Source organism: Halomonas kalidii, from assembly GCF_030010475.1.
Lineage (GTDB): Bacteria > Pseudomonadota > Gammaproteobacteria > Pseudomonadales > Halomonadaceae > Halomonas > Halomonas heilongjiangensis.
This window is the reverse complement of record NZ_JASCQN010000049.1, coordinates 1-23,705: the sequence shown is the minus strand read 5'-3', so window position 1 is coordinate 23,705 and position 23,705 is coordinate 1. Positions and strand designations below refer to the sequence as shown.

At 68.4% G+C, this 23,705-nt stretch carries 21 protein-coding genes; 6 read left to right on the top strand and 15 right to left on the bottom strand.

Going from position 1 to position 23,705, the window contains the following annotated elements:
- Positions 1-133: 133 nt before the first annotated feature.
- From gshA to QLQ85_RS15630, 3 genes are read left to right on the top strand one after another with little or no spacing between them, the layout of a single operon-like run.
- Positions 134-1,759, top strand: a complete 1,626-nt coding sequence (gene gshA, locus QLQ85_RS15640) for a glutamate--cysteine ligase (protein ID WP_282739887.1) — start codon at positions 134-136, stop codon at positions 1,757-1,759.
- Positions 1,756-2,301: a disulfide bond formation protein B gene (locus tag QLQ85_RS15635; RefSeq protein ID WP_282739847.1), complete on the top strand. Its 546-nt coding sequence runs from the start codon at positions 1,756-1,758 to the stop codon at positions 2,299-2,301. Before gshA ends, QLQ85_RS15635 begins: the two co-directional genes overlap by 4 nt.
- 47 nt (positions 2,302-2,348) lie before the next feature.
- The gene (locus QLQ85_RS15630; RefSeq protein WP_282739846.1) at positions 2,349-3,197 is read left to right on the top strand and encodes an alpha/beta hydrolase; all 849 of its coding nucleotides are present in this window, start codon (positions 2,349-2,351) and stop codon (positions 3,195-3,197) included.
- A 56-nt stretch (positions 3,198-3,253) separates the two neighbouring features.
- Here QLQ85_RS15630 and QLQ85_RS15625 read toward each other — a convergent pair whose 3' ends face one another.
- The 13 genes from QLQ85_RS15625 to QLQ85_RS15565 form a co-directional block, all read right to left on the bottom strand.
- Positions 3,254-3,667: a RidA family protein gene (locus QLQ85_RS15625; protein WP_102627747.1), complete on the bottom strand. Its 414-nt coding sequence runs from the start codon at positions 3,665-3,667 to the stop codon at positions 3,254-3,256.
- Positions 3,660-4,085, bottom strand: a complete 426-nt coding sequence (locus tag QLQ85_RS15620; RefSeq protein WP_282739845.1) for an acyl-CoA thioesterase — start codon at positions 4,083-4,085, stop codon at positions 3,660-3,662. The genes QLQ85_RS15625 and QLQ85_RS15620 overlap by 8 nt, the downstream gene beginning before the upstream one ends.
- 10 nt (positions 4,086-4,095) lie before the next feature.
- Complete coding sequence (locus QLQ85_RS15615; protein ID WP_282739844.1) at positions 4,096-4,776, bottom strand: ABC transporter ATP-binding protein; 681 nt, start codon at positions 4,774-4,776, stop codon at positions 4,096-4,098.
- 1 nt (position 4,777) lies between these two features.
- Positions 4,778-5,521, bottom strand: coding sequence for an ABC transporter ATP-binding protein (locus QLQ85_RS15610; protein WP_282739843.1), 744 nt, complete (start codon positions 5,519-5,521; stop codon positions 4,778-4,780).
- Entirely contained in the window at positions 5,514-6,554 is a 1,041-nt protein-coding gene (locus QLQ85_RS15605; RefSeq protein WP_282739842.1) for a branched-chain amino acid ABC transporter permease, read from the bottom strand. Before QLQ85_RS15605 ends, QLQ85_RS15610 begins: the two co-directional genes overlap by 8 nt.
- Entirely contained in the window at positions 6,547-7,476 is a 930-nt protein-coding gene (locus QLQ85_RS15600) for a branched-chain amino acid ABC transporter permease (protein ID WP_407650400.1), read from the bottom strand. The genes QLQ85_RS15605 and QLQ85_RS15600 overlap by 8 nt, the downstream gene beginning before the upstream one ends.
- A 55-nt stretch (positions 7,477-7,531) precedes the next feature.
- Positions 7,532-8,674 carry an ABC transporter substrate-binding protein gene (locus QLQ85_RS15595; protein WP_282739840.1) on the bottom strand — a complete coding sequence of 381 codons (1,143 nt, stop codon included), beginning with the start codon at positions 8,672-8,674 and terminating at the stop codon, positions 7,532-7,534.
- Between the two features lie 85 nt (positions 8,675-8,759).
- Positions 8,760-10,391: a benzoate-CoA ligase family protein gene (locus QLQ85_RS15590; RefSeq protein WP_282739839.1), complete on the bottom strand. Its 1,632-nt coding sequence runs from the start codon at positions 10,389-10,391 to the stop codon at positions 8,760-8,762.
- An 89-nt stretch (positions 10,392-10,480) separates the two neighbouring features.
- On the bottom strand, positions 10,481-11,611 hold the full coding sequence (locus QLQ85_RS15585) for an acyl-CoA dehydrogenase family protein (protein WP_282739838.1): 1,131 nt from the start codon (positions 11,609-11,611) through the stop codon (positions 10,481-10,483).
- Positions 11,611-12,420: an enoyl-CoA hydratase family protein gene (locus QLQ85_RS15580; RefSeq protein ID WP_282739837.1), complete on the bottom strand. Its 810-nt coding sequence runs from the start codon at positions 12,418-12,420 to the stop codon at positions 11,611-11,613. The genes QLQ85_RS15585 and QLQ85_RS15580 overlap by 1 nt, the downstream gene beginning before the upstream one ends.
- A complete protein-coding gene (locus QLQ85_RS15575) occupies positions 12,417-12,884 on the bottom strand; it encodes a MarR family winged helix-turn-helix transcriptional regulator (protein ID WP_282739836.1) in 468 nt (155 codons plus the stop codon). Before QLQ85_RS15575 ends, QLQ85_RS15580 begins: the two co-directional genes overlap by 4 nt.
- The gene (locus QLQ85_RS15570) at positions 12,881-13,642 is read right to left on the bottom strand and encodes an SDR family NAD(P)-dependent oxidoreductase (protein WP_282739835.1); all 762 of its coding nucleotides are present in this window, start codon (positions 13,640-13,642) and stop codon (positions 12,881-12,883) included. Before QLQ85_RS15570 ends, QLQ85_RS15575 begins: the two co-directional genes overlap by 4 nt.
- Positions 13,639-15,924, bottom strand: a complete 2,286-nt coding sequence (locus QLQ85_RS15565) for a bifunctional salicylyl-CoA 5-hydroxylase/oxidoreductase (RefSeq protein WP_282739834.1) — start codon at positions 15,922-15,924, stop codon at positions 13,639-13,641. The genes QLQ85_RS15570 and QLQ85_RS15565 overlap by 4 nt, the downstream gene beginning before the upstream one ends.
- 307 nt (positions 15,925-16,231) lie before the next feature.
- On the opposite strand from QLQ85_RS15565, the gene rsd reads away from it, so the two are divergent.
- Entirely contained in the window at positions 16,232-16,738 is a 507-nt protein-coding gene (gene rsd, locus QLQ85_RS15560) for a sigma D regulator (protein WP_282722220.1), read from the top strand.
- Positions 16,739-16,799: 61 nt separating this feature from the next.
- Here the strand turns inward: rsd and QLQ85_RS15555 are convergent, their stop codons facing one another.
- The gene (locus tag QLQ85_RS15555; RefSeq protein WP_282739833.1) at positions 16,800-19,877 is read right to left on the bottom strand and encodes an efflux RND transporter permease subunit; all 3,078 of its coding nucleotides are present in this window, start codon (positions 19,875-19,877) and stop codon (positions 16,800-16,802) included.
- 1 nt (position 19,878) lies between these two features.
- Entirely contained in the window at positions 19,879-20,997 is a 1,119-nt protein-coding gene (locus QLQ85_RS15550) for an efflux RND transporter periplasmic adaptor subunit (RefSeq protein ID WP_282739832.1), read from the bottom strand.
- A gap of 243 nt (positions 20,998-21,240) precedes the next feature.
- Between QLQ85_RS15550 and QLQ85_RS15545 the strand changes: the two genes are divergently transcribed.
- The gene (locus tag QLQ85_RS15545) at positions 21,241-22,215 is read left to right on the top strand and encodes a malate dehydrogenase (protein WP_282739831.1); all 975 of its coding nucleotides are present in this window, start codon (positions 21,241-21,243) and stop codon (positions 22,213-22,215) included.
- A gap of 98 nt (positions 22,216-22,313) precedes the next feature.
- Positions 22,314-23,674, top strand: a protein-coding gene (locus tag QLQ85_RS15540; RefSeq protein WP_407650358.1) for an IS3 family transposase whose coding sequence is annotated in 2 segments (ribosomal slippage) — positions 22,314-22,779 and positions 22,779-23,674 — 1,362 coding nt in all. Because the reading frame shifts where the segments join, the coding sequence is not laid out codon by codon here.
- The last annotated feature ends 31 nt before the right edge of the window (positions 23,675-23,705 follow it).

Below are 23,705 nucleotides of genomic sequence, written 5' to 3'. Positions count from 1 at the left end.
TTCGAAGCAGGCTAACCTTGAATCGCCGCCCGTCGGCACCATAATCTGACGTTTCATGGGCACCCGGCAGGCCGTCGGGCACCCGCAACGATTGCGAACCGTGAAGCGTGCCCCGCCGGCCGGCTTCCACGACATGGGGTGTTTTCTCTTGTCCGATTCACTCGCTACCCTCATCGAGCGTCTCACGGAACCCGCCCGACGGGGGCTGATCGGTCGCCTGCGCCGCGGCATCGAGAAGGAGGGGCTGCGCGTCGACCCGGCGGGGCGCATCGCGTCCACGCCGCACCCGGCCGCGCTGGGGTCCAAGCTCACCCATCCGCACATCACTACCGACTACTCCGAGGCGCTGCTGGAGTACATCACGCCGGTCTACAGTCGGCCGGCCGATGCCATGGCGTTCCTCGCCGACCTGCACCGCTTCAGCTATCGCCACCTGGGCAGTGAGCTGATCTGGCCGGCGAGCATGCCGGCACGGCTCGACGGCAATGACAGCGTGAGCATCGCCGACTACGGCGCCTCCAACGTGGGCACCATGAAGCACGTCTACCGCCGCGGACTCGACGTGCGCTATGGCCGGATCATGCAGGCCATCGCCGGGGTGCACTACAACGTCTCGCTGCCCGACGACTTCTGGCAACAGCTGCGCGAACTCGACGGCGCCATCGATACGCCGCTGAACGACTACCGTTCGGCGCGCTACTTCGGGCTGATCCGCAACTTCCGTCGCCACAGCTGGCTGTTGCTCTACCTGTTCGGTGCCTCGCCGGCCCTGGACCGCAGCTTCCTGGCCGGCGGCGAGGCGCCCGACCGGTTCGAGGCCCTCGGTGACGAGACCCTGGTCTCGCCCCACGCCACCAGCCTGCGCATGTCCGACCTGGGCTACCAGAACAAGGTCCAGGCCCAGTTGAAGATCTGTTTCAACTCGCTCTCCAACTACGTCAACACCCTGCGCCACGCCATCTCCACCCCCTGGCCGGCCTACCGGGCGCTGGGCGTGCACGAGGGGGGCGAGTGGCGCCAGCTCAACGCCAACATCCTGCAGATCGAGAACGAGTACTACAGCGACATCCGCCCCAAGCGGGTGGCGCGCCACGGCGAGACCCCCAGCCAGGCCCTGGAAGCCCGTGGGGTGGAGTACATCGAGGTGCGCTGCCTCGACCTCAATCCGCTGCTGACCCTGGGCATCGACGAGCAGCAGATCCGCTTTCTCGACGCCTTCCTGATGTGGTGCCTGCTCTCCGAGAGCCCCTGGATACCCGACGAAGAGTGCGATCGCCTCGACGACAACCGCCGCCTGGTCGTCGAGCGCGGGCGCGACCCCGAGCTGCGCCTGACCCACCATGGCCGGCAGCGCTCGATCGCCGACTGGGGGGGCGAGATCCTCGGCGAGGTCGGCCAGGTCGCCGACCTGCTCGACCTGCTCGAGGAGGGCAGCCCCCACGGAGAGGCCGTGCGCGCCATGCGGCCGCGCCTCGACGACCCGTCGCTCACCCCGTCCGGCGCGCTGCTCGACCGCCTGCGCGAGCGCGGCGAGGAGTTCAGCGATGCCATGCTGGCGATCGCCCGGGAACAGGCGGAACGGCTGCGCGAGGAGCCCATGGATCCCGCCCGAGAGGCGCTGTTCGACCAACTGGTCGCGACCTCTCACCAGCAGCAGGGCGACATCGAGGCCGCCGATACCGAGGGCTTCGACGACTTCCTGGCCCACTATTTCACCCGCGCCCGGGAGTCCCGGCTCAGCAACGAGGAAGCTTCGTGACACACACTCTCCCGCATCTCTCCGTGCGCCAGTGGAGCCTGGCGGGGCTCGCCTTCTGCATCCTGATGATGGCCGTGGCCCTGGGGCTCGAGCACATCGGCGGCCTCGAGCCCTGCCCGCTGTGCATCTTCCAGCGGGTGGCGGTGCTCGCCGCGGCGGTGGTGTTCACCGTCGCTGCCATCCACAACCCGCGCGGTCGCCTCGGCGCCGCCTTGTACGGGGGGCTCTCGCTGGCCGCGGTGGGCGGCGGCATCGCCGTCGCCTGGCGCCACCTCTGGCTGCAGTCGCTGCCCGCCGACGAGGTGCCCAGCTGCGGCCCCGGGCTCGACTACATGATGGATATCCTGCCGCTGCGCGACGTGGTCTCCATGGTGCTCTCGGGGTCCGGCGAGTGTGCCGAGGTCGACTTCCTGCTGCTCGGCCTCTCGCTGCCCGGCTGGACCCTGATCGGCTTCCTGGTACTGGCGCTGGCGCCCTTGGGGGTGCTGCTCAATGCCTTTCGGGAACGGCAGCGGGTGGAGGCACCGGTCGAGTCGCCATGACAGCGTCGCCATGACAACGTCGCCATTAACAACAACGGGGACATCCCATGCTCTATCGCGACTACGCCACCCAGGAAGAGATCGATCGTGAATACGACCCCTCGCGGGGGCGTGATCTGGCCGCCCTGGTCGCCGGCTGGCGCGACAGGAGCCGGGCCACCCGCCAGCGCCTCCGGGTGGCGGAGGATGTCGCCTTCGGCCCCTCGCTGGCCGAGCGCATGGATGTCTTCCACGCCGGGGGCGAGCGGGCGCCGGTCCACCTCTTCTTCCACGGCGGCTACTGGCGCTCGCTCGGCCACAAGGAGTTCGGCTTCGTCGTCGACGGCCTGGTCGAGGCAGGCATCACGGTGGCGGTGGTCAACTATGCGCTCTGTCCCACGGTGCCCTTCGGCGAGGTGGTGCGCCAGAGCCAGGCCGCGGTGGTCTGGTGGCATCGCCATGGCGGGTCCCACGGCGTCGACCCGCAGCAACTGAGCGTGTCGGGGCATTCGGCGGGCGGCCATCTCTGCGCCATGCTGCTGGCCACCGACTGGCAGGGGGTCTACGGCCTGCCCGACGACCCGATCCGAGGGGCGTTGGCCATCAGCGGGCTCTACGACCTGCGTCCCTTCCCCTGGTCATGGCTGCAGCCCAAGCTGCAGCTCACCGGCCGCGACGTCGCCGCCTACAGTCCGCTGTTCCTGCCGTGCCGGGTGCCGGCGACGGTGCGCCTGGTGGCGGGTGGCGAGGAGTCGAGCGAGTTCGAGCGGCAGATGCGCGCCCACGCCGAGCACCTGGCGGCCCAGGGCGTCGACGTCTCCGGCGAGCTGCTGGCCGGCGACGACCACTTCTCGATTCTCGACCACTATCGCCAGGGCGGGCGTTTCGTCGACGCCATCCGCGCCTTTCATCGATAGCCATGCAGCGACCGAGGCCGGCACGACTCGTGCCGGCGGCGCCGGGGCGAGTCGCGTCAGGCGTCGGGCAGCACAGCCGTGGCCTCGATCTCGACCCTGGCCCGGTCCTCGATCAGGTCGGCGACCTGGACCATGGTCATGGCCGGGAAGTGCTTGCCCATGACTTCGCGATAGGCGGCCCCGACCTCCTTGAGCCGGGCGAGGTACTCCCGCTTGTCGGTGACGTACCAGGTCAGGCGCACCACATGCTCGGGACCCGCTCCGGCTTCCCCGAGCACCGTCACGATATTGTCCAGCGCCTGGTGGATCTGGGCCACGAAGTCGTCGCTCTCGAACACCTGGTCGCCGTTCCAGCCGATCTGGCCGCCGACGAAGATCAGGCGGCCGGCGGCGGCGATGCCGTTGGCATAGCCGACGGCGGCCTTCCAGTGGGCGGGGTGAAGCTGCTCGAGTACGGGGGCATCATTCATCTGGGCATCCTTGTGGGCAGTCGATGACGAAGTGGTGGCGCATGGTCTCGGGCCAGGGCAGGGGGCGGCCGCTCTCCAGGTCGACGAAGACCAGCGTGGAGTCGCAGGTCAGGCGCGGCTGGTCGCCACAGCGGGCGACGATCCGCAGCGCCAGGCTGGTGCGCCCGACGGCGCGTACCGCCAGCTCGAACGTCAGCGTTTCCCCCAGCCGGCTGGGAGCGTGGAAGTCGGTCTCGAGGCTGGCGGTGGGAACACTGGTGCGCGAGGTGACGTGCAGCGTGCTGAAATCGTGCCCGACGACCTCGGCGAACCAGTCTTCCACGACGGCATTGATCATCTCGAAGTAGCGCGGGTAGAAGACGATGCCCGCCGGATCGCAGTGTTGAAAACGTACCTTGTGTCGGGTGGTGAATGGCATCGTGGTTCCCTCAGACGCCGAGGTAACGGTCGCGAATATCGTCGTCGAGGGCCTCGGGGTGGCCGTCCCAGACCGTGCATCCCTTCTCGAGGATGGTGCAGCGGTCGGCGACCGGCAGCAGCTCGCCCAGCGACTTGTCGACGATCAGGGTCGACTGCCCCTGCTCCTTGAGCAGGCGAATGGCCGACCATATCTCCTGACGGATCACCGGGGCGAGGCCCTCGGTGGCCTCGTCGAGCACCAGCAGCCGCGGGTTGGTCATCAGCGCGCGGCCGATGGCCAGCATCTGCTGCTCGCCGCCCGACAGGGTGTTCGCCATCTGGTGGCGCCGCTCGGCGAGGCGCGGGAAGAGCTGCTCCACCCTCGCCAGGCTCCAGTCGCCCGGCCGAGCGGTCACCATCAGGTTCTCCCGTACCGAGAGGTTGGGAAAGCAGCGCCGCCCTTCGGGGACCAGCCCCAGCCCGGCCTGGGCGATGCGGTAGGCCGGCAGGCGGCGCAGATCCTTCGCCTCGAACTCGATGCTGCCGCGGCGGGCAGGGGTAAGACCGAAGATCGAGCGGATGGTGGTGGTCTTGCCCATGCCGTTGCGGCCCATCAGCGCCACCAGCTCGCCGGCCTGTACGCTGAGGTTCACGCCGAACAGCGCCTGGGAGGGACCGTAGAAGGTTTCGATGTCGGTGACGGTGAGCATCTCAGTCTCCCAGGTAGGCTTCGCGTACTCGAGGGTCCTGGCGGATCGCGACGCTGTCGCCATGGGCGATGATGCTGCCCGCGACCAGCACCGAGATGCGGTCGGCGAGCCGGAACACCGCCTCCATGTCGTGCTCGATCAACAGGATCGGGACCTCGAGCTTGAGGGTTTCCAGCAGTTCGGTGAGGCGGGCCGTGCCTTCCGGTCCCAGGCCCGCCATGGGCTCGTCGAGCAGCAGCGCGCGAGGCTTGAGCGCCAGGGCGCAGGCCACCTCGACCTGGCGGCGCTCGCCGTGGGAGAGCTCGGAGACCGGCGTGTCGGCGCGATGCAGCAGCTGCATGCGTTCCAGCGCTTCCCGGGCCGGTGCCAGCAGGCTCCCGTCGCGCTCCACGGGCTTCCAGAAGCGGAAGCTGTGTCCCTGCAGTGCCTGGACGCCGATCATGACGTTGCGCATCACCGACAGGGGTTCGGCGAGCGACGAGACCTGGAAGCTGCGGCCGAGTCCCAGTCGGGCGCGCTGGGCGACGCTGAGCCGGGTGATCTCGCGGCCGGCCAGGTGCACGCTGCCCTGGTCGGGGGCCAGGCTGCCGGCGATCTGGCCGATCAGGGTCGACTTGCCGGCGCCGTTGGGGCCGATCAATGCATGGATCTCGCCCTCCTGCAGGTCCAGGGAGACGCCCCGGGTGGCCTGCAGCGCACCGAAACGCTTGTGCAGGTCGTTCAGCGACAGCACGGTCTCAGACATGAGGCTCCCTCCCGGCCAGCCAGCCCATCAATCCATGCTTGGCGAACAGCACCACGAACAGCAACACCAGGCCCAGGAACAGCTTCCAGTACTCGGTCAGCCCGCCGAGCAGGGTCTCCATCATCACGAACAGAAGGGCCCCGGCCAGTGGCCCGTAGAGCCGCCCGACACCGCCGAGGAGGACGATCACCATCAGTTCCCCGGACATGTGCCAGCTGAGCAGGGTGGGGCTGACGAAGCCGTTGAGGTCGGCGTAGAGCGTGCCGGCCAGCCCGGTGATCATCGCCGAGACGACGAAGGCCACCAGGCGCACGGGGTAGGGGGAGATGCCGGCGGTGGCCAGTCGAGTGTCGTTGAGCCGCGCCATGGTCAGGGCGGCGCCGAAGCGTGATTTCATCATGCGCGAGGTGATCGCCATGGCCAGCAGCAGGCCCGCGAAACAGACCAGGAAGAAGGTCAGCGGCCGACCGGTATCGACCAGCGGCAGGGTATTGCGCAGGTAGATCGGCAGGCCGTCCTCGCCGCCGTAGGAGGGCCAGGAGTTGGCGAAGTAGTACACCATCTGGGCGAAGGCGAGGGTGATCATGATGAAATAGACCCCCGTCGTGCGCAGCGAGATGGCGCCGATGGCCAGCGCCAGCAGGCCGCACAGCAGGATGGTCGCTAGCCAGATCACCAGCATGCTGTCGCTGCCGGGAATGGCGATCGGCCAGCTCATGAACGGGCTGTAGTCGAAGGCATGGTAGGCGCTGATGCCGGCGACGTAGCCGCCCAGGCCGAAATAGGCGGCGTGGCCGAAGCTCACCATGCCGCCGTAGCCGATCGCCAGGTTGAGCCCCACCGCGGCCATGGCGATCAAGGTGATGCGCGAGGCCAGGTTGACGTAGTAGACATGCCCCAGCAGGTAGGCGGCCAGCGGTGCCAGCAGCAGCAACGCCAGCAGGCCGATCTGTACCAGGCCCTTGCGGTCGAACCAGGCGCTCGGGACGGCCGGCAGGCCGGGCGGGGCGGTGTCACTCTTGAGCTTATCCATGGGCGGCAAACAATCCCTTCGGCTTGAACGCGAGAATGATGGCCATGAGGATGTAGACCAGCATGGCGGCCAGGGCGGCACCCACGCCGGCCGCCTCGGCCGGGCTCATGAAGTGGCGGAAGAGGGCCGGCAGGAAGATCCGTCCCATGGTGTCCACCACTCCGACCAGGATGGCGCCGCACAACGCCCCCTTGATCGAGCCGATGCCGCCGATGACGATCACCACGAAGGCGAGGATCAGCACCGGTTCGCCCATGCCCACCTGGACCGACTGCAGGGCGCCGACCAGGGAGCCGGCCAGGCCGGCCAGTGCCGCGCCCATGGCGAAGATCAGGGTATAGAGGCGGGCAATGTTGACGCCGAGGGCGCCGATCATCTCGCGATCGCTCTCGCCGGCGCGGATACGCATCCCCAGGCGGGTGCGCGAGATCAGCAGGTAGAGGCCGACGGCAACCAGGATGCCCACGGCGATGATCACCAGGCGGTAGAGCGGATAGCGGGCGCCGCCGGGCAGGGTGACGAAGCCGCTCAGCATCTCCGGCGGGCTGAGCCATAGCGGCGAGGAGCCGAACAGCCAGCGGGTGCCTTCGGAGAAGATCAGGATCAGGGCGAAGGTGGCGAGCACCTGGTCGAGGTGCTGGCGATGGTAGAGGCGGCGGATCACGATCAGTTCGACCAGGGCACCGACGCCGGCCGCCGCCAGCACGCCGGCCGTGAGGCCCAGCAGGAAGGAGCCGGTGGAGACGGTGACCAGGGCGGTGACGTAGGCCCCGACCATGTAGAAGGAGCCGTGGGCCAGGTTGATCAGCCCCATCACGCCGAACACCAGGGTCAGGCCGCTGGCCATCAGGAACAGCATGGTACCCAGCTGCAGGCCGTTGATGAGCTGCTCGAGAAACAGGGTAAGGGTCACGACACACATCCCGTGTCAGAAGATGGAGGATAGCCGGACCCCGCGGGGCCCGGCGCGCCTGGCCTTACATCTGGCAATCGGCGGCGTAGACGTCCTGGATGTCCTCGATGGCCAGGCCGACGAGGCGATTGGTGGGCTGGCCGTTGTCGCCGGCGACCACCTCGCGGACATGGATGTCCTGGATCGGATGCTGGTTGGCGCCGAAACGGAACTTGCCGCGCACCGAGGCGAAATCGGCCTCGCGCAGCGCCTCGCGGAAGGCGTCCTGGTCGCTGGGGTGGGCCTTGTCGAGGGCGCTGAGGATCAGGTTGGCGGTGTCGTAGCCCTGTGAGGCGTAGAGCGTCGGGGTGCGCTCGTAGGCCTCGCGGAAGCGCTCGACGAAGGCACGGTTGGCGTCGTTGTCGAGATCGTAGGCCCACTGGGAGGTGTTCTTGGTCCCGATGGCGGCGCTGCCCACGGCCTGGATGATGATCTCGTCGAAGGAGAAGGCGGCACCGAAGAGCGTCAGCTCGACCCCCGAGCTCTCGTACTGCTTCATGAAGGAGATGCCCATCCCGCCGGGCAGGAAGAAGAACAGGCTGTCGGCACCGCTGGCGCGGATCTGGGCGATCTCGGCGGCGTAGTCCGTCTGGCCCATCTGGGTATAGATCTCGTCGACCACCTCGCCCTCATAGCGGTGCTTGAAGCCGGCCAGGGCGTCGGTGCCGGCAGGGTAGTTCGGCGCGAGCAGGACCGGGCGCTCGAAGCCCTCTTCCTTCATGTAAGCGCCCATGGCCTCGTGCAGGTTGTCGTTCTGCCAGGCGACGTTGAAGTAGTTCTCGTGGCACTGGCGACCGGCGAGTGCCGAGGGGCCGGCGTTGGGCGAGAGGTAGAAGACCCCCTGGCGTACCGCCGAGGGCACCACCGCCATGGCCAGGTTCGACCAGATGATGCCGGTGAGGATATCGACGTTGTCGCGCTGCATGAATTCGTCGGAGAGGCTCTTGGCCAGGTCGGGGCGCCGGGCGTCGTCCTGGATCAGCACCTCGATGTCGTCACGCCCCGACTGCTCGATGGCGAGCATGAAGCCATCGCGAACGTCGACGCCCAGGTGGGAGCCGCCGCCGGACAGGGTGGTGATCATGCCGATCTTGACATCGTCGGCCTGGGCCGCCGCCATGGCGGAGGTCATCAGCAGGCCGAGACCGAAACTGGCAAGGTTCTTCATGGGGTTACCCTCTCTGCATAGCGTTGCTTGTTGTGGTTGATCTGCACCGTCGCCTGGGGCGTGGTTGGCTACCCGCGTTGTCGCGTCATGGCTCGGGATAGTGCTCCTGACGCAGCCGGAAGCGCTGGATCTTGCCGGTGGCGGTCTTGGGCAGCGCCTCGACGAAGCGGATCGAGCGAGGATACTTGTAGGGCGCAATGGTCTGCTTGACGAACTCCTGCAAGCGATGCGCGCAATCCTCGTCCGGCTCGATCTCGGGAGACAGTACCACGAAGGCCTCGACGATCTGCCCACGCTCCCCATTCGGTGCCCCGATCACCGCACACTCCTGGACCGACTCGTGGGCCAGCAGGGCGGCCTCGACCTCGGGACCGGCGATGTTGTAGCCGGCGGAGACGATCATGTCGTCGCTGCGGGCGGCGAAATGGAAGTACCCCCCGTCGTCCTGGGTGAAGGCGTCGCCGGTGATGTTCCAGCCGTCGCACACATAGTCCCGCTGGCGATGATCGGCCAGATAGCGACAACCGGTGGGGCCGCGCACCGCGAGCCGGCCGACCTCGCCACGGGGAAGTTCCCGCATCGCCTCGTCGACGACCTTGGCCTGGTAGCCGGTGACCGGCCGGCCGGTGCAGCCGGGACGGTGGTCGTCGAGCCGGTTGGAGATGAAGATGTGCAGCATCTCGGTGGCGCCGATGCCGTCGAGGATCGGCGTGCCGGTGCAACGGATCCAGTCGTGGTAGATCGGCGGCGGCAGGGTCTCGCCGGCCGAGACCGCCACCCGCAGGCTGTCCAGCGGCAGGCCGTCCTCCAGGTGGGAGAGCATGGCACGGTAGGCGGTGGGGGCGGTAAACACCACGGTGGCGCGGTGTTCGCGGATGATCGCCATCATGTTGGGCGGGGTGGCGTGTTCGAGCAGCACCGCGGTGGCACCGAAGCGCAGCGGGAAGATCGCCAGGCCGCCGAGGCCGAAGGTGAAGGCCAGCGGTGGTGAACCGACGAAGACGTCGTCCGGCGTGACCTGCAGCACCTCGCGGGCATAGCCGTCGGCGATGATCAGCAGGTCGCGGTGGTAGTGCACGGTGGCCTTGGGCTTGCCGGTGGTGCCGGAGGTGAAGCCGAGCAGTGCCACGTCGTCGGCGGCGGTCGGCACCGCCGTGAACGATGCCGACTTGTCCAGCGCCAGGCGGTCGAGTTCGGCGTCGTGGTTGGCGCTGCCGTCGAAGGCGACCACCCGCTTCAGGAAGTCGCTGTCCGCCGCACACTGCTCCAGTTCCTCGAGCAGGCGGCTGTCGCACAGGGCGAGCGACACTTCGGCCTTGTCGACGATCCTGGCGAGCTCTCCGGCGCGCAGCATCGGCATGGTGTTGATCACCACGGCGCCGGCCTTGGTGGCGGCGAGCCAGCAGGCCACCAGCGCCGGGTTGTTGGCCGAGCGGATCAGCACCCGGTGGCCCGGGCGCACGCCGAGCTCCTCGACCAGGGCGTGGGCGAGGCGATTGGTCCACTCGGCGAGTTCCCGGTAGGTGCGACTGCGGCCGTTGCCGACCAGGGCCACGCGCTCGCCGTGGCCCTGCTCGACCAGGCGATCGCAGAGTTCCACCGCGGCGTTGAGCCGTGCCGGGTAGTCGAAGCCCTCGAGCAGGAAATCGGGCTGTTGCTCGGGGGGTGGCAGGTGGTCCCGGGCAAAGGTATCGGCATGGGCCGATGGGCTGTTCATGACCATTCTCCGTACGTCGTGTTGTTGTTGTGCGGCGCCGGGTCTGGGCGTCGACAGGGATACGGTGTCTGGCGTGTCGTTGTGGTTTCCTATTCGGCTAGACAACTGCGGGCGATGACGACCTTCTGCACGTCCGAGGCGCCCTCGTAGATGCGCAGCGCCCGGATCTCGCGATACAGGCTCTCGACGATATGTCCCTTGCGCACCCCGTCGCCGCCGTGGAGCTGCACCGCCTTGTCGATGACCTGCTGGGCGCGGTCGGTGGCGTAGAGCTTGGCCATGGCCGCCTCGCGGGTGATCCGCGCCGCCCCCTGGTCCTTGGTCCAGGCGGCGCGATAGACCAGCAGGGCGGCGGCGTCCACGTCCAGCGCCATGTCGGCCAGGTGGCCCTGGACCATCTGCAGCTCGGCCAGCTGGGCGCCGAACAGCTCGCGGGAGCGGCTACGCGACAGCGACTCGTCCAGCGCCCGGCGGGCGAAGCCGAGTGCCGCGGCGCCCACGGTGGCGCGGAAGACGTCGAGCACCGCCATGGCGATCCGGAACCCCTGGCCCGGCTCGCCGATCAGGGCGCTTCTCGGCAGGCGCAGGTCGTTGAAGCCGAGCCGCGCCAGGGGGTGGGGCGAGAGAGTCTCCAGGCGTTCGCGAATCTCGAGCCCGGGGGTGTCGGCGGGCACCAGGAAGGCCGAGAGCCCCTTGGCGCCGGGCTCCTCGCCGGTGCGGGCGAACACCGTGTAGAGGTCGGCGATGCCGCCGTTGGAGATCCAGGTCTTCTCGCCATCGAGACGGTAGCCGTCGCCGACGCGCTCGGCGGTGGTGTCGAGCCGGGCCACGTCGGAGCCGGAGCGCGGCTCGCTGAGCGCGAAGGCGGCCAGTGCCTCGCCGCGTCGGGTGCGTTCAAGCCACTGCTTCTGCTCGGGCGTGCCGTAGAGGCTGATGGCGCCGGTGCCGAGCCCCTGCATGGCGAAGGCGAAGTCGGCCAGGCCGTCGTGGCGGGCCAGGGTCTCGCGGGCGAGGCACAAGCTGCGCACGTCGATGGCGTCGCCGCCGGTCAGCTCGAGAAAGCCGGCACGGCCCAGGTCGCGCACCAGCCGGACGCAGCTGGCGTCGACATCGCCGTGGTCGCGGGGCAGCTCGGCTCGGCACCAGGCCTCGAGTTCGTCGGCCAGCTCGCGGTGGCGCGCCTCGAGGAAGGGCCAGTCCAGAAAGCTCGTGTCGCTCATCAATCCCCCTCGAAGACCGGCTTCTGTTTGGCGGCGAAGGCTCGGTAGGCACGCTCGAAGTCCCGGGTCTGCATGCAGATCGCCTGGGCCTGGGCCTCGGCCTCGATGGCCTGCTCCAGGCTCATCGACCACTCCTGGTTGAGCTGGGTCTTGGTGATGCCGTGGGCGAAGGTGGGCCCCTGGGCCAGTCGGGTGGCGTAGGCCAGCGCCTCGGCTTCCAGCTTCTCGGGCTCGACCAGGCGGTTGTAGAAGCCCCACTGGTGCCCCTCCTCGGCGCCCATGCTGCGGCCGCTGTAGAGCAGGTCGGCGGCGCGCCCCTGGCCGATGAGGCGCGGCAGGATGGCGCAGGCCCCCATGTCGCAGCCGGCGAGTCCCACCCGGGTGAACAGGAAGGCGGTATTGGCCCGGGGAGTGGCGAAACGGATGTCCGAGGCCATGGCGATGATCGCCCCGGCGCCGACGCAGACGCCATCGACCGCGGCGATCACCGGTTTCCGGCAGTGGAGCATCGCCTTGACCAGGTCGCCGGTCAGGCGGGTGAAGGCCAGCAGCGCCTTCATGTCGCTGTTGACCAGCGGGGCGATGATCTCGTGCACGTCGCCGCCGGAGCAGAAGTTCCCGCCGCTGGGGGCGAACACCACCGCCCCGACATCCTCGGCGTGGGCCAGGTCGCGGAAGGTATCGCGCAACTCGGCATAGCTGTCGAAGGTCAGCGGGTTCTTGCGCTCGGGGCGGTTCAGGCGAATGATCGCCACGTCGCCCTCCATGCGCCAGAGAAAGTGGCGGGGCGCCAGGTCGGCCAGGTTCATGTCGTCTCTCCCGTGTCGGCCGGCAAGCGGTGCAGCAGCTCGCCGATATGGTGGGCATCGTCTTCGGAGACACCGTCGAGCAGGGCGTTGATCCAGCCCTCGTGGGCCCAGGCCATCTCGGCGAAGGCCCGGCGCCCGGCCTCGGTCAGGCGGACCAGGGTGGCGCGGCGGTCGCCCTCGAGGGCGATACGCTCGACGGAGCCGTCGTCGACCAGCCGCTCGACGATGCCGGTGACGTTGCCGTTGGAGACCCGCAGGCGCCGCGACAGCTCGTTCATCTTCAGGCCGTCGGGGTCGCGCTGCAGCGCGGCCATGACGTCGAAGCGCGGCAGGGTGGAGTCGTACTCCACGCGCAGCCGCTCGCGCAGCTCGGCCTCGACCTGGCGGGTCACCCGCAGCATCCGCAGCCACAGGCGCAGGCGCTCCTTGCTCGAGGCTTCCTGTTTCGGCAACGGGACCGTCATGTCTCGCCTCCCGAGATCGAGATCGCCTGGCCGTTGATGGCGCCGCTGTGGGGGCCGCAGAGCCACAGCGCCGTGGCGGTCACCTCGGCGGGTTGGATCAGGCGGCCGGCGGGGTTGGTGGACTGGAAGTGGGCCCGCGCCTGTTCGGCGGACCGGCCCGTCCGCTCGACAATGGTCTCGACGCTGGCGGCGAGCAGCGGGGTGTCGGTGAAGCCTGGGCAGAGGGCATTGACGGTGAGGTCGCGACCGGCGGTTTCCTGAGCCAGGGCACGCACCAGGCCCACCACGCCATGCTTGGCGGCGCAGTAGGGCGCCACGTAGGCGTAGCCCTTGAGCCCGGCGGTGGAGGCCACGGCGAGCAGCCGCCCGCCGTCGCGCAGGTGCCTGAGCCCTTCGCGCAGGGTCAGGAACACGCCGGTGAGGTTGACGTCGAGCAGGCGCTGCCACTGCTCGAGATCGGTGCGAGCCAGCGGGCCGCTCTCGGCGGCCCCGGCGTTGGCGATGACGATATCGACCTCGCCGAGGCCCTCGAACAGCGCCACCATGGCGGCCTCGTCGGTGACGTCGACCACGGCCGGGTGGATGGATGGATGGTGCGCCGCGGTGGCCGCGAGCGGGGCGTCGCGGCGCCCGGTGATCGTCACCACGGCGCCGGCGCGGGCGAAGGCCAGCGCCATGTCGGCGCCGATGCCGCTGCCGCCGCCGGTAATCACCACGCGCTTGCCCTGCATCTCGCTCTCGTTCATGTCATTGCTCATGTCCAGCCCTCGCCGCGCTCGGCCAGCCGCTGGAGCTGGTCGCGACCGGCGCGGTACGGCGCCGGCCAGTGGCACTGGTCGTCGCCGATACCGGCCGCGGCGTGCAGCGTCCAGTAGGGGTCGGCGAGGTGGGGGCGGGCCAGGCAGACCAGGTCGGCGCGCCCGGCCATCAGGATCGAGTTGACGTGGTCGGCCTGGTAGATGTTGCCCACCGCCATGGTGGCCATGCCGGTCTCGTTGCGGATGCGATCCGAGAAGGGGGTCTGGAACATTCGCCCGTAGACCGGCTCGGCCCGGGTGGAGGTCTGGCCGGCGGAGACGTCGACGATATCGACGTCGGCGCCCTTCAACAGCCGGGCGATCGCCACCGCCTCATCGGGGGTCACCCCTTCGTCGCCGACCCAGTCGGTGGCCGAGATGCGCACCGAGAGCGGCTTCTCCGCGGGCCAGGCCTCGCGCACCGCGCGGATCACCTCCAGCGGGTAACGCAGGCGGTTGTCGAGCGTCCCGCCGTATTCGTCGTCGCGGCGGTTGGTCAGCGGGGTGATGAACGACGACAGCAGATAGCCGTGGGCGGCGTGCACCTCGAGCATGTCGAAGCCGGCGCGATTGGCCATCCGCGCGGCGGCGACGAACTCGTCGCGCACCCGGTCCATGTCGGTGCGGTCCATCGCCCTCGGCACCTGGTTGCGCGGCGACCAGGGCATCGCGGAGGCGGCCATCACCGGCCAGTTGCCGCTTGCCAGCGGCGCATCCATCTCCTGCCAGCCGAGCCGGGTCGAGCCCTTGGGGCCCGAGTGGCCGATCTGGGCGCAGAGCTTCGCCGGTGTCTCGGCGTGGACGAAGTCGCACAGCCGCTGCCAGGCGGCCTCGTGGGGCGGGGCATAGAAGCCGGTGCAGCCCGGGGTGATGCGCCCCTCGGGCGACACGCAGGTCATCTCGGTGTAGACCAGACCGGCGCCGCCCTTGGCCCGCTCGGCGTAGTGGACGAAGTGCCAGTCGGTGGGGCAGCCGTCCACGGCCTTGTACTGGGCCATGGGCGAGACCACCACCCGGTTGGCCAGGGTCAGTCCGCGCAACTGGAAAGGGGCGAACATCGGCGCTCGGCGCGAGCCCTCATTGCCGGCCCGGGCCTGGAACCAGCGCTCGGCGCTCTCCAGCCACTGCGGGTCGCGCAGGCGCAGGTTCTCGTGGCTGATGCGTTGCGAGCGAGTCAACAGCGAGTAGTTGAACTGCACCGGGTCCAGGTCCAGGTAGCGCTCGACCTGCTCGAACCACTCGGTGGAGTTGCGTGCCGCCGACTGCAGGCGCAGCACCTCGAGGCGGCGCTCCTCCTCGTAGCGGGCGAAGGCGGCGGCCATGTCGGGCTCGCTGTGCAGGTAGTCGGCGAGCGCGATGGCGCTCTCCAGGGCGAGCTTGGTGCCCGAGCCGATGGAGAAGTGGGCGGTGGCCGCGGCGTCGCCCATCAGCACCACGTTCTCGTGACTCCAGCGCGCGCAGAGCACCCGCGGAAAGTTGATCCAGGCCGAGCCGCGGATATGGCGGGCGTTGCTCATCAGCGCGTGGCCGCCGAGATGGTCGGCGAAGATGCGCTCGCAGACGGCGATGGACGCCTCCTGGCTCATCGCGTCGAAGCCGAAGGCCCGCCAGGTGGGCTCGCTGCACTCGACGATGAAGGTCGCGGTGTCGGCATCGAACTGGTAGGCGTGGGCCCACACCCAGCCGTGCTCGGTCTTCTCGAAGATGAAGGTGAAGGCATCGTTGAAGGTCTGGTGGGTGCCCAGCCAGACGAACTTGCAGGCACGCACCTCGATGTCGGGCTCGAAGTGCTGTGCATAGGCCTGGCGGGTGCGCGAGTTGAGGCCGTCGGCGGCCAGCACCAGGTCGAACTCGTGGCGCAGGTCGTCGATGGCCTCCGCCGGCATGTCGGTCTCGAAACGCAGCTCGACGCCGAGCTCCCGGGCGCGCTGCTGGAGCAGGATCAGCAACTGGCGGCGGCCGATGCCGCAGAAGCCGTGGCCGGTGGAGACCGTCCTGACCCCCTGGTGGATCACCGCGATGTCGTCCCAGTAGGCGAAGTGCTCGCGGATCCGTTCGGCGCTCGGCGCGTCGTTGCGGGTCAGGTTGTCGAGGGTCTCGTCGGAGAGCACCACCCCCCAGCCGAAGGTGTCGTCGGGGCGGTTGCGCTCGATCACCACGATCTCGTGGGCAGGATCATGGCGCTTCATGCTGATGGCGAAGTAGAGGCCCGCGGGGCCTCCACCGAGACAGGCTATCCTCATGGGTCGTGATCATCCGCAGGTGAGGTTGTTGTTCTGGTGCCTGTCTTGCAGCCTAGGCGCGCCTCCCGGATAGTTCAAGCATGAAATTTCAAGCTTGAACTATATGCCGATCGACTGGGCCACCGGTGCCGCATGGCGTCGCATGGGGATGAATTCCGACGGTGACGCGAGCCCTGGGCCAAGGAGATCCATCCGGCGGACGAGTACTACGAGGAACAGGATTGACAGCGGCCCCGGCAGGGGTGAGTCTGTGGATTCGACAGCCGGGCGGACGACGCCATCGGCATCATCGAGCTAGGGAGGCCCCATGCTGGAAGACTGCAAGACCGCGCTCGAGCGCTGGGGGGGGGTGCACGAGCTGATCGACCGCTGGCTGGACGAGCGGCGCGAGCTGCTGGTCAACTTCCTCGACCTCAAGGAGGCCTGCGACATCGAGCTCGAGGCGGTGAGCAAGTCGCGCATCGACACCTTCAGCGAGCTGCTGATGGACTACATCAGTGCGGGTCACTTCGAGATCTATCCACAACTGCGCGAAGAGGCCAGGGCCTTCGATGACGATGAGGCGCTGGGCATCGCCGACAAGCTGCTGGAGCGGCTGGAGATGTCCACTGAGCTGGTGCTGGCCTTCGATGCCGACTACGAGAGCCCGGTACGGTGCCAGCAGAACCTGGCGCGGCTCCCGGCCTGGATCGATCGCCTGGTGAAGGGGCTCACCGAGCGCTTCGTCCTGGAGGATCAACTGATCGCCCGCCTGCATGCGGCCCATGCCCCGGATGCCGCCCGCGGCGAGGCGAGGGCCCAGACCCGGGTCTGAAAGCGCGGCGCCACCGGCCCGGCCGAGCGATTGGCGCCGGCCGGTGCCCCCGCGCTGGCCGTCATGGCCTCTCCCGCACCCTTTCCTTCCTGTGCTTCGCCCCCAGCACCAGCATGCAGGGGGTGAGCAGCAGCGTCAGCCCGGTGGCGAAGGTCAGGCCGCCGGCGATGGCGCTGGAGAGCTGGGTCCACCACTGGGTCGAGGGGGCGCCGATTCCCAGGCTGGGGGCGAAGAGGTTGACGTTGACCTCGAGCACCATGGGCATCAGCCCCAGCACCGTGGTGATCGCGGTCAACAGCACCGGACGCAGGCGCAGGCCGCCGGCCTCCAGCGCCGCCTCGAAGGGGGGAAGCCCCTCGCCGAGCAGCTGGTTGTAGGTATCGATCAGCACGATGTTGTTGTTCACCACGATTCCCGCCAGGGCGATGATGCCCATCCCCACCATGACGATGCCGAAGGGCTGGGCATTGGCCAGCAGGCCAAGCAGCACCCCCGCGGTGGAAAAGACGATGGCCGAGAGCACCAGCGCCGCCTGGTAGAGGCTGTTGAACTGGGTGACCAGGATCAGCGCCATCAGGCAGATGGCCACCAGGAAGGCGGTGATCAGGAACTGCATCGCCTCCTGTTGGTCCTCCTGCTCGCCGGCCACGTTGACGATGACCCCCTCGGGCGGCGGCCCCATGGCATCGAGCAGGGCGCGCAGGCGCTCGTCGGGGCGATACCCCTCTTCCACGTCGGCCTCCAGGGTGATCGCCCGGCGGCCGTCGATGCGGTGCAGGGTGCCCACCTTGGGCGCCGGCTCCAGGGTCACGAAATGGGAGATCGGGACCTGCCCGCGGCTGGTGTTGAGGGTCAGCCGGCCGAGCTGGTCCAGCGAGCGTGAGCCCTGCGGCAGGCGCACCCGGATATCGACCTCGTCGTTGACGCCGGCGGGGCGATAGCTCGCCACCTGCAGGCCGGTGGTGATCAGTTGCACGGCGCTGCCGATGGTGGTCACGTCGGTGCCGAAACGCGCCGCGGCCTCTCGGTCGACCCGCACTCGCCACTCGACCCCGGGGAGGCTGCGGTTGTCCCCGATGTCGCGAAAGCCGCCCAGCTCGGTCATGGTGTCGCGCAGCGCCTCCACGGCCTGGCTCGCCAGGGCCGGATCGTGGGCGCTCAGCTCGAGCACGATCGGCTTGCCGGCGGCCGGCCCCATCTCCTGCTCGCGGAACTCCAGCACCACCCCGGGCAGGTCCCGGGTACGCTCGGCCATCTCGGCGAGGATGGTGCCGGCGGGCCGGCGCTCCTGCCAGTCGATCAGCTGGAACTGCACCACCCCGATCACGTCGGCACCGAGCTGCTCGTCGGGCGCCGTGAAGGAGCGGGCATAGAGGGCCTCGACCTCGCCCATGCCGGCGAGCCGGGTCTCGACCCGCCGTACCACGGCATCCTTCTCCGCGGCGGAGAAGTCGCCGCGGGAGCGCACCAGCACCTGGGCATTGTCGGGCTCGACGCTGGGAAAGAACTCGACCCCGTGGTTGAAGCGCGCGTAGGCCGTGTAGATCAGCGCCATCAGCAGCAGGGCGATCAGCAGGGTCAGCCCCGGCCTGGCCAGCAACCGGGCCAGCAGGTGGCGGTAGAGCCGCCCGCCGGCGGTGACCATCTCGTCGTTGCGGACCGCCCGCGCGGCCCGGACGCCGAACACTCCCCCCAGGGTGGGCAGGAACACCAGCGCCATGGCCAGCGAGGCGAGCAGGCAGAGGATCACGGTGGCCGGCAGATACTTCATGAACTCGCCCACCACGCCGGGCCAGAACAGCAGCGGCACGAACACCGCCAGGGTAGTGGCGGTGGAGGCGGTCACCGGCCAGCTCATGCGCGCGGCGGCGTTGATCCAGGCATCATGTGGGGCCTGGCCCTGGCGCAGGTGGCGGTCGGCCAGCTCGCTGACCACGATGGCGCCGTCGACCAGCATGCCGGCGACCAGGATCAGCGAGAACAGCACCACGATGTTGAGGGTATAGCCGATCGCCCAGATCAGCAGGATGCCGGTGAGAAAGGCGCCGGGGATGGTCAGTCCCACCATCAGCGCCGAGCGTACTCCCATGGCGGCCAGTATCACCACCAGCACCAGCGCCACGGCGGTGAGCACGTTGTTGAGCAACTCCGAGAGCATCTGCTCGACGGTCTCGGACTGGTCCATGATGGTGGTGATCTCGAGCTCGTCGGGGATCAGGGCGGTGGCCTCGTCGAGCAGGGCGCGCACCTGATCGATGGTGGCGATGATATTGGCGCCGGCGCGCTTGGAGATCTCCAGCACCAGGGCCGGCTGGTCGTCGATGCGGGCGAAGCCCTCGGGGTCCTTGAGGGTGGGGCGGATCCAGGCCACGTCGCCGAAGGTCACCACCCGGTCGCCGTCGACCTTTACCGGCATGCCCATGACGTCCCCGAGGCTTTCGATCACCCCGGGCACCTTGAGCGCCAGGCGGCCGGCCCCGGTGTCGAGGCTGCCCGCCGCCACCAGGCGGTTGTTGCGGTTGACCATGTTGAACAGGGTGTCGAAGTCGACCCCGTAGCTGTCGAGCACCAGGGGGTCGACGACGATCTCCAGCAGGTCCTCGCGCGCTCCGCCGATCTCGACCTCGAGCACCCCGGCGATGCCTTCGATCTCCTCCTCGAGCCGGCGTGCCACCGCCAGCCGCTGCGACTCTTCCAGGGGGCCCGAGAGGCCGAGGGAGAGCACCGGGAAGAGCCCTACGTTGATCTCCATCACCCGTGGTTCGTCGGCTTCGCCCGGGAGCTCGGCCCGGGCGATGTCGACCTGCTCACGGACGTCCGTGAGCGCCTGGTCGGGGTCGAAGCCGGCGTCGAACTCCAGCATCACCGAGGCGTGGCCCTCGCTCGACTGGGAGGTCAACTTGCGCAGCCCCTCGATGGAGCGCAGTTCCTGCTCCATGGGGCGCACCAGCAGGCGTTCGCCATCCTCCGGGCTCACCCCCTCGAGCGTCAGGGAGACATAGATGAGCGGAATCGGAACGTCGGGGTTGGCCTCCTTGGGCACGGCCTGCCAGGCCGCCAGGCCGGCGAGCAGCAGCGCGGCGAGCAGCAGCAGGGTGGTACGCGAGCGGTCCAGTGCCGCCTCGATCAACCCGCGCACGTCAGCGTGGCTCCGGCGGGGCGAGGGGGCTTTCCGCCTCCGGCATCGCCTCGGCGGGGACCGGTGTGACCCGGTCGCCGGGGGCGACGAAGCCGCCGCCCAGGGTGATCAGCCGCACCCGCTCGGGCAGGCCGGCGACCCGCGCCTCCCCGGTATCCGCATCGACCAGCTCGACGCGATCGCGCCGCACGCGGTCGTCATCGTCGAGATGCTTGACCGCCAGCCGGCCCTCCTCGTCGAGTTCGAGCAGGGCCGGCGAGAGGCGATGCACCCGGCGCTCGGGCAGGGTGACGATCAGGCTGGCGCTGGCACCGGCCAGGCGGCGTCGCTCGGGGTTGTCCGTCGCGACCTCGATGCGGAAGCTGCGGGTGCTCTCGTCGGCACGGCTGGCCACATGGGTCAGCTCGCCCGGAAGGTGCGAGCCGTCGAGCAGGCGCACCTCGGTGGCCAGCCCCGGGGCGAGGCCCAGGGCCTGCCGCTGGGGGACCCAGCCGCTGGCGATCAGGCGGGTGTCGTCGACCAGGCGCCCCCAACTCTCGCCGACCTGCAACAGGTCGCCGGGCTCCACGTCGAGGCGGTCGAGCACGCCATCGAAGGGGGCGGCCGGACGGGTCTCGTCGAGTTGGCGGCGCAGGGCGGCCACCTCGGCCACGGCTCGGGCGGCGCCACTCTGCAGGCGCAGGTAGTCGATATTCGATATCAGTTCGCGCCGGCGCAGGTCCTCCGCCCCGGCCAGCTCCGCCCGGGCCAGGGCGAGCTCCGCCTTGGCCTGCTCGAGCCGCTCGGGCAGCTCGTCCCCGGCGACCTCGAGGAGCACCTCGCCACGCTCGACCTGGCTGCCCAGGGCCACGGGCAGTGCCGCCACCCGCCCGGCCTGGCGGGCGCGTAGCTCCAGCTCGCGGTGGGCCTCGAGCTGGCCCTGTACCACGAGTCGCGGGGAGTGGGCCTCGGCCCGGCGTTCGACCACTTCGACCCGTGGCGGCTCCACCGTCTCGGCCTCGGCGGCGGAGGGGGCGGTTTCACGGAACCGCTCCAGGTCGCCCAGCGCGAGCCACAGCAGCAGCAGCAGTACCAGGCCGATGGCCAGCAGTACGGAAAGCGGAGGGAGACGGCGAGACATTCGGACCTTCCCTGGTTCGGCACGATGTTCGGGTGGCGATGGCGTGGAGAATCGACACAGGATAGCTCAGTGGCGGAGGGGGTGTCTCGGGCCGGGGAATGCGAGGCCGCCGGGCCGCCCTAGTCGCACGTCGCATTGAGTTTTGTGCACTGCAGGCATACCATCTTGGCGGTTCGAATCCCGGCCGGGGCGGGCACCGCTCCCGCCAGGCTCATCCTCACGGCGACAACCGAAGGAGCACCCATGAAACAGCCCGTCCGTATTGCCATCACCGGCGCTGCCGGCAACATCAGCTACTCGCTGGCCTTCCGCATCGCCTCCGGCGACATGCTCGGCAAGGACCAGCCGGTGATCCTGCAGCTGCTCGAGATCACCCCGGCGCTGGAGGCCCTGAACGGCGTGGTGATGGAGCTCAACGACTGCGCCTTCCCGCTGGTACAGGACATCGTTGCCACCGACGACGCCAACGTCGCCTTCAAGGATGCCGACTACGCCCTGCTGGTCGGTGCCCGTCCGCGCGGCCCGGGGATGGAGCGCAAGGACCTGCTGGAAGCCAACGCGGCGATCTTCTCCGTGCAGGGCAAGGCCCTGAACGACAACGCCAGCCGCGACGTCAAGGTGCTGGTGGTCGGCAACCCGGCCAACACCAACGCCCTGATCGCCTCCTGCAATGCGCCGGACCTGAACCCGGGCCAGTTCACCGCCATGACCCGCCTGGACCACAACCGTGCGTTGACCCAGCTGGCCCAGAAGACCGGCAAGCACGTCACCGACGTGGAAGGCATGATCATCTGGGGCAACCACAGCGCCACCCAGTACCCCGACATCGCCCACTGCAAGGTCGCCGGTACGCCCGCCGCCGAGCTGGTCGAGCGTGACTGGTACGAGACCACCTTCATCCCCGACGTGCAGCAGCGTGGCGCCGCCATCATCAAGGCCCGTGGCGCGTCTTCTGCAGCGTCTGCGGCTTCCTCCGCGATCGACCATATGCGTGACTGGGCGCTGGGCAGCAGCGGCATCGTCAGCATGGCGATCCCGGCCGACGGCAGCTACGGCATCGAGCCGGGCATCATCTACTCCTACCCGGTGGTGTGCAAGAACGGCGCCTACGAGATCGTCCAGGGCCTCGCGCTCGACGACTTCAGCAAGCAGAAGATGAAGGCCACCGAAGACGAGCTGCGCCAGGAGCGCGCCGCCGTCGAGCATCTGCTTGGGTAAGCTCGAAGCCTGAAGCTAGAAGCTGGAAGAATGAAACCCCGCTCAGTTGAACTGCACCCCGAAAGTTGGACACCTAATCCAACCCTCGGGGTGTTTCTATGAGCAATCGATACGACGAGTGGTTCAAGCTGCTAGTGGTGCAGCAGTGTTTGCATGAGGACACTAGCCTACGCGAGGTGGCTCGCCAGCATCGCCTTGACCATTCCCTGGTGCGTAAATGGCGGGAACGCTACCGCCAGCATGGCGCGCCGGGGCTAGGCAAGAAGTACAGTCACTACAGTGCTGCCTTCAAGCTGGCGGTACTCGAGAGAATGTGGCGAGATGGCTTGTCACGCCGGCAGGCTGCCACCCTGTTCGATATTCGCGGAGATGCCGCTATTGGCATATGGGAGCAGCAGTACCATAGTGGTGGCCTGACTGCGTTATCGCCAAAGCGAAAGGGACGCCGCCCGATGGTCAAAAAGCCGCCTTCACCACCACCCCCACCTGATGAAGAGCGCTCTCATGAGGAGTTGCTCAAAGAGTTGGCGTATCTGCGGGCGGAGAACGCCTATCTAAAAAAGCTCGATGCCTTGATCCGGGAGAAGCAGGCGGCAACGCAGGGCAGAAAGCCCAAGCCGTCCAAGGGTTAAGGCACGAGCATTCGCTGGCTCTGCTGCTGCGTGCGGCAGAGCTACCGCGCAGCACGTTCTACTACCAGCTCAAGGCCCTGGGCGCTGACGATCAGTGCGCGCCCCTGAAGGCGCGTATCCGGGCGATCTACGATAGCCACAAAGGGCGCTATGGTTATCGCCGCATCACTGCTGCCCTACGGCAGGCAGGTGAAGTGATCAACCACAAGGCCGTCCAGCGCTTGATGCAACAGCTGGGCTTGAAGTCCCTGGTTCGCCCAAAGCGGTATCGCGCCTACCGAGGAGCAGTGGGACATGTGGCTCCCAACGTACTCGACCGGCAGTTTCAGGCAGAAGGACCGAATCAGAAGTGGGTGACCGACATCACGGAGTTCAACGTCGACGGACAGAAGCTGTATCTGTCCCCCATCATGGATCTCTACAACGGCGAGATCGTCGCCTATCAGACCAGCAGGCGTCCCGTACTCTCACTGGTGAAGCACATGCTGCAGCAGGCCTTTGCCCGCTTGAAGCACTCGGACCGGCCACTGCTGCATTCCGATCAGGGGTGGCATTACCAGCATCCCACCTATCGCGCCCTGTTGGCAGGACAGGCGCTGACCCAGAGCATGTCACGCAAGGGCAACTGCTTGGACAATGCCGCCATGGAGAGCTTCTTCGGCACCCTGAAGGCCGAGTATTTCCACCTGAACCGGTTCGATACGGTTGAGCAGTTGCAGCAAGGCCTCGATCGTTACATCCATTACTACAACCACGAGCGCATCAGGCTGAAACTAAAAGGCCTGAGCCCCGTACAGTACAGGACTCAGGCCTTGGGCGCCGGCTGAACGAACCGTCCAACTATTGGGGGTCAGTTCA